Origin of the sequence: Paenibacillus sp. 598K (assembly GCF_003851045.1) — a bacterium.
GTDB lineage: Bacteria > Bacillota > Bacilli > Paenibacillales > Paenibacillaceae > Paenibacillus_D.
This window is the reverse complement of record NZ_BFBX01000052.1, coordinates 12,789-17,314: the sequence shown is the minus strand read 5'-3', so window position 1 is coordinate 17,314 and position 4,526 is coordinate 12,789. Positions and strand designations below refer to the sequence as shown.

Sequence of the window (4,526 nt, the reverse complement as noted above, 5' to 3'; positions counted from 1 at the left end):
ATCGCGTGGGAGACCTCTCCCGCCGCGATCGCATCGATCACGCGCAGCGTCGCCGGCTCGCGCGCGGACGCGCCCTGGACATCGGCGCTGCGGACTGCGAAGCCGTCGAGCCCCGATCTGGCGAACGGCGGCCAGTCCGAGGTGGCGGTCAGCGCCTGCGCGAGGCGGCGTCCGCCGCTCTCCCATAGCGCGACATGCTCCGTCTCACGCGGCCGCTCCGCCTCCTGCAGCGCCGTCAGCAGACGCGCCTGAGCCTCCTGCACCGACACGGCCCGGCGATTGAATCGAGTACGATCGTCTTGCCCCACATGCAACATCCCCTCATCCGTTTACTCTCCCTTCTATCATAGCAGAAACTGCCGCCCCTCCGAAACACCTGCCGCCTCGCGCACTCGCGGTCGACCTGACGCTTCCTAATCTGCAACGCTTCTTGTACAATGACAACAACGATGCACCGAAAGGACTCTTCCCATGACCAAACCCTATGTACTCCAGATCATCGGCTACAAAAACGCGGGCAAAACGACATTGCTCTGCAAGCTCTTACAGCAGTTAAAGGCCCGAGGAATGCGCGTCGGCACGATCAAGCATGACGGTCACGACTTCGACATCGACCATGCAGGCACCGATACGTGGCAGCACCGGGCGGCGGGCGCAGATGTCGTGGCGATCACTTCAGCGACGCAGACGGCTTTGATACGCAATCAGCCAACCTCGCTGGAGACGTTGCTGGTTCAGATGGAGGGACTGGATGTCGTGCTGGTCGAGGGCTTCAAGCAAGGCGGCTATCCCAAGCTGGTGCTGCTCCGTTCGGCCGAGGACCTCCCCCTGCTTGCTCAAGTGACGCATCCGGTTGCGGTCATCCTGGGTCCGGCAGCAGCCTCTGCCCCACTCTCGTTGCCTGCCTCGATGCCCCGATATGATCGCGACGAGATCGGAGGGCTGCTCAAGCTGCTGCTGGACGGGATGTCGAATCGGTAGACAGACCACAGGCGGCAGCGTCTGTAGACAGCAGCTTCTCTAGACAGCAGCGTCTGTAATCAGTATCTGTAGACAGGCTCTAGTTGAGCTAGCTGCCCACACAAGATGAAACGGCTAGGCCGTCCTTTAATGGCTTAGCCGTTTCATTCCGGAGCAATAAGTGCTGTCTAGATGAGCACCGCATATAGATGCTATTACATACAAAAAACCGCCGCTCCGAGAGCGGCGGGGGAATCGGGGATCAGGAATTCAATTTGTTTTTGAGCGCTTCGAGCTGCTCTTCGACCTTCAGCTGCGTGGCCGGGTCCACATAAGCTGCGGATGCAGCCCCCGTGCTCAAAGGGTAACCGCTGTAGGCGCTGGTAGCCCGGCTGACTGCGGCCTCGGCCTCGAGCTGCAGGATCTTCTCCTCCATCCTGCCGAAGCCTCGGGATGCGCCTCCGGCGTGGATGACCGGCTGGCTGCTCACTTGAGCGATCTGTTTGGTCGCCTTAGCCGCTTCGGCACGCGCCGCCAGCTCCTGGCGTTTGGCCTTGAGAGCGACGAATTCTTCGCGCATCCGGACCAGCTCGCCTTGCAGATGCTCGGTATGGTTGCGCAATTCGACGGCCCGTTGGCCAAACTCGGCGGCTTGGTTGTCGGCAGCCAGCTTTTCTTGCAGCAGGCGACGCGCCAGCTCCTCGTTGCCTTCGCGGAGCGCTTGCTCCGCCGCTTGCTCGCGAGCCGTGGCTGCTTGAGCGGCTTGCTCTGCGCGCTGCTTGGTCATCTGCTCGGATGCCATCTGCTTCGCAACCGTACGCTCCGCTTCATGAATCTCGCCTTCCATATCCCGCAGGTACTGATTCAGCATGATGACCGGGTCCTCTACGCGGTCCAATACCTCATTCAACGATGCTCTCGTCATATCGCCAATCCGTTTGAAAATACTCATGTTACTTGTCCCCTTTCTCAAACTTCTCAATTTTGTGACGCATGGCTTCCAGTTCCTTGCGCAGTGCCTTAGTCTCCATATCTGCCATCGCACGGTCGACCGAGCTTGGCGCTACGTTTGACTCGCTGTAGCTGCTGTGGCCGTAGGCAGAGCTGGCTGGAGGGGTCCAGGCGTTCCAGCTGCCTCCCGTAGTCGCACCTGCCAGACCGTATGGCGGTTCAGGGGACTTCGGAATGACGAAGCCGGAGATCAGGTAGATGAACAAGGCCGCGCCATGGGTCAGGATGGTGATAATAATCAATAGAATCCTCAGCAACGTCGCATCCCAGCCGGTCATCTCCGCAAGTCCGCCGCAGATGCCCCACAGCTTTCTGTCACGGGTAGAACGATACAGTTTCTTCATTTTCGTACTCCCTCCGTTTTTTGGGTTCGCTTGCTTTGGCTCTCAACGGGGATTCGCCGGTTCGAGCTTTTGGCGTAACCGTCGATATCGGGAGCATCTTGTTCCGAGTGGCTCCTTCATCTCTTCGAGCTGATCGCTTGCTTATGACTTTATTTTACCGGGTTATGCGGTCTTGCATAACAGACCAGGGGCGGTTTTTGAACCTAGCTTTAGGTCGGGGTTTGAGCTGAACTTAAGGCGGAGGCTGCCCAAGACTTCGCATCAAAAGCGGGGGAAGCAAAAACAAAAACCCTTGCGCTTCCATGCGTCCATGGAGGGCAAAGGTATACAACACGATGTCGAACGCCAATGTGCCCATCTCCGACTCGCGCGACACACGCTCTTCAACATCGCCATACTATCCGAAGACACCATCAGGCCGCCACCCACGCGCGCTTGGGGGCGCGCGGCGCGTTAGTCGGCCAGATTGTTTTTGTGGGCGTAGATGGCCGCCTGGGTGCGGTCCTCGACGTCCAGCTTGGAGAAGATGTTCGTAATGTGATACTTGACGGTCTTGATGCCGATGAACAGCTCGTCGGCGATGTCCTGGTTGGACTTGCCCTCTGCCAGACGCATCAGCACATCCATCTCGCGCTCCGTCAGATCCTCGTGGAGCGGGCGCTTCTCGGGAGCCTTCGGCTGACGGAATCGGTTCATCATCTTCGCCGCCACCTGCGACTCGAGTACGGACTGGCCGCGCGAGGCGGCACGGATCGCATCGGCGATCTCGCTGGCGCGCGACGTCTTCAGCAAGTAGCTGAACGCCCCCGCCTCGATGACCGGATACATCTTGCCGTCCTCGATGTAGCTGGTGAGCACGATGACCTTGCAGTCGGGGTGGGTCTCCAGCAGTTTTTTGGTCGTCTCGACGCCATCCATCGGCTCCATCACCAGATCCATCAGGACGACGTCGGGCTTGTAGCTTTGCGCGAGCCGGATGCCGTCCATGCCGTTGCTCGCTTCCCCGACGACCTCGATGCCATCCTCCGTATCCAGCACGGCCGCGAGACCGATGCGCACCATCTCATGATCGTCGATGAGCAATACTTTAATTGGCTGTTCCATAGGGCTATTCGTCTCCGCCTTCCTCCACTATGATCGGGATCCAGATCTCGATTCCCGTCCCTTGTCCCGGCGCTGTGATGACATGCATCGTGCCGCCCATCTCCGACACCCGCTCCTCCATCGTCAGCAAGCCGTATGAGGTCTGTTTTTTCTCCTCCATGTCGAACCCGACGCCATCGTCTCGCATCGTCAGTCGCAGTTGGTTGGCGTGCCGCTCCATCCGAATGTTGAACTCCTGCGCCTTGGAGTGCCGCAGCGTGTTGGACAACGCCTCCTGGACGATACGGAACAGATGGTCCTCTGCTTGCGGCAACAGTTGGACGACGGAGTCCATCTCCATCGTAATCTTCATCGGCACCTTCTGTCGCAGCTCGTCGAGCAAGCCCTCCAGAGCCTGTCCGAGCGTCTTGCCCTCGAGATGGACCGGACGCAGATGCAGCAGCAGCGCTCGCATCTCCGATTGGGCGACCGAGGCCATCTCCTCGATCAGCTCGACCTGGCGGCGCGCCCGCTCGAAGTCCTTTTCGAGCGTCCGTCCGACGGCAGTCGCCGTCATCGAGATGGCGAACAGCTGCTGGCTCACCGCATCATGCAGCTCCCGCGCCAGCCGCTGACGCTCCTCGGTGATCGCCGTGAAGCGGAGCTTCTCGTGTCGCAGCATCTCATCCTCGCGCTCGATGACCGCTTCCTCGGACTCGTCGTCGGAGTTGATCGTCACATTGCGCAGTCGGTTGCGCTGCTGCGCGGTCAGCCGCTTGATCGTCTCCTTGAGCTTGACGCTCTGCAGGTAGCTATAGATCGCGCCGCTGACGATCGCGAGGCCGACGACGGACAGGCTGATGACTGCCGCTCTGCCTTGGAGCTGGAACCAGGGCAGGTAGCCGGTCGCTTGCAGCACCAGCACGAGCAAGCCGAGGATGACCAGCAGCCACAGGATCGTCTCAGATGTGATGCGCCGGGTCTGATCGACCGGCTTGCCGGGCGGCTTGCTGCCATTCATGAGTCCACCTCATTTCTTATTCATTATGTACGCAGCCGAGGCTGCGGATGTTTCATCTGGATAGACATGCAAGAGCAAGCCGGCGCTGCCGGCTTGCTGCCTGTGAC

5 protein-coding genes and 1 pseudogene are annotated in these 4,526 nt (G+C 59.9%); 1 reads left to right on the top strand and 5 read right to left on the bottom strand.

Annotated elements, in window-relative coordinates; translation table 11 throughout:
• Positions 1–317: pseudogene (locus PA598K_RS16315) on the bottom strand (gephyrin-like molybdotransferase Glp); the annotation flags it as partial.
• Between the two features lie 154 nt (positions 318–471).
• Between PA598K_RS16315 and mobB the strand changes: the two are divergent.
• The gene (mobB, locus tag PA598K_RS16310) at positions 472–981 is read left to right on the top strand and encodes a molybdopterin-guanine dinucleotide biosynthesis protein B (protein ID WP_128657991.1); all 510 of its coding nucleotides are present in this window, start codon (positions 472–474) and stop codon (positions 979–981) included.
• 241 nt (positions 982–1,222) lie between these two features.
• On the opposite strand, the gene PA598K_RS16305 is transcribed toward mobB, so the two are convergent.
• From PA598K_RS16305 to PA598K_RS16290, 4 genes are all read right to left on the bottom strand, one after another.
• Positions 1,223–1,912 carry a PspA/IM30 family protein gene (locus tag PA598K_RS16305; protein ID WP_128657990.1) on the bottom strand — a complete coding sequence of 230 codons (690 nt, stop codon included), beginning with the start codon at positions 1,910–1,912 and terminating at the stop codon, positions 1,223–1,225.
• A 1-nt stretch (position 1,913) separates the two neighbouring features.
• Positions 1,914–2,315: a PspC domain-containing protein gene (locus PA598K_RS16300; protein ID WP_128657989.1), complete on the bottom strand. Its 402-nt coding sequence runs from the start codon at positions 2,313–2,315 to the stop codon at positions 1,914–1,916.
• 453 nt (positions 2,316–2,768) lie between these two features.
• Positions 2,769–3,419, bottom strand: a complete 651-nt coding sequence (locus PA598K_RS16295; RefSeq protein WP_128657988.1) for a response regulator — start codon at positions 3,417–3,419, stop codon at positions 2,769–2,771.
• A gap of 4 nt (positions 3,420–3,423) precedes the next feature.
• Entirely contained in the window at positions 3,424–4,419 is a 996-nt protein-coding gene (locus PA598K_RS16290) for a sensor histidine kinase (protein ID WP_128657987.1), read from the bottom strand.
• Positions 4,420–4,526: the final 107 nt, after the last annotated feature.

What these genes read in the sequence shown, in the direction of transcription:
- PA598K_RS16290 (WP_128657987.1), bottom strand. Translation starts at nt 4,419, where the DNA reads ATGAATGGCAGCAAGCCGCCCGGCAAGCCGGTCGATCAGACCCGGCGC.
- PA598K_RS16300 (WP_128657989.1), bottom strand. Translation starts at nt 2,315, where the DNA reads ATGAAGAAACTGTATCGTTCTACCCGTGACAGAAAGCTGTGGGGCATC.
- PA598K_RS16305 (WP_128657990.1), bottom strand. Translation starts at nt 1,912, where the DNA reads ATGAGTATTTTCAAACGGATTGGCGATATGACGAGAGCATCGTTGAAT.
- PA598K_RS16295 (WP_128657988.1), bottom strand. Translation starts at nt 3,419, where the DNA reads ATGGAACAGCCAATTAAAGTATTGCTCATCGACGATCATGAGATGGTG.
- mobB (WP_128657991.1), top strand. Translation starts at nt 472, where the DNA reads ATGACCAAACCCTATGTACTCCAGATCATCGGCTACAAAAACGCGGGC.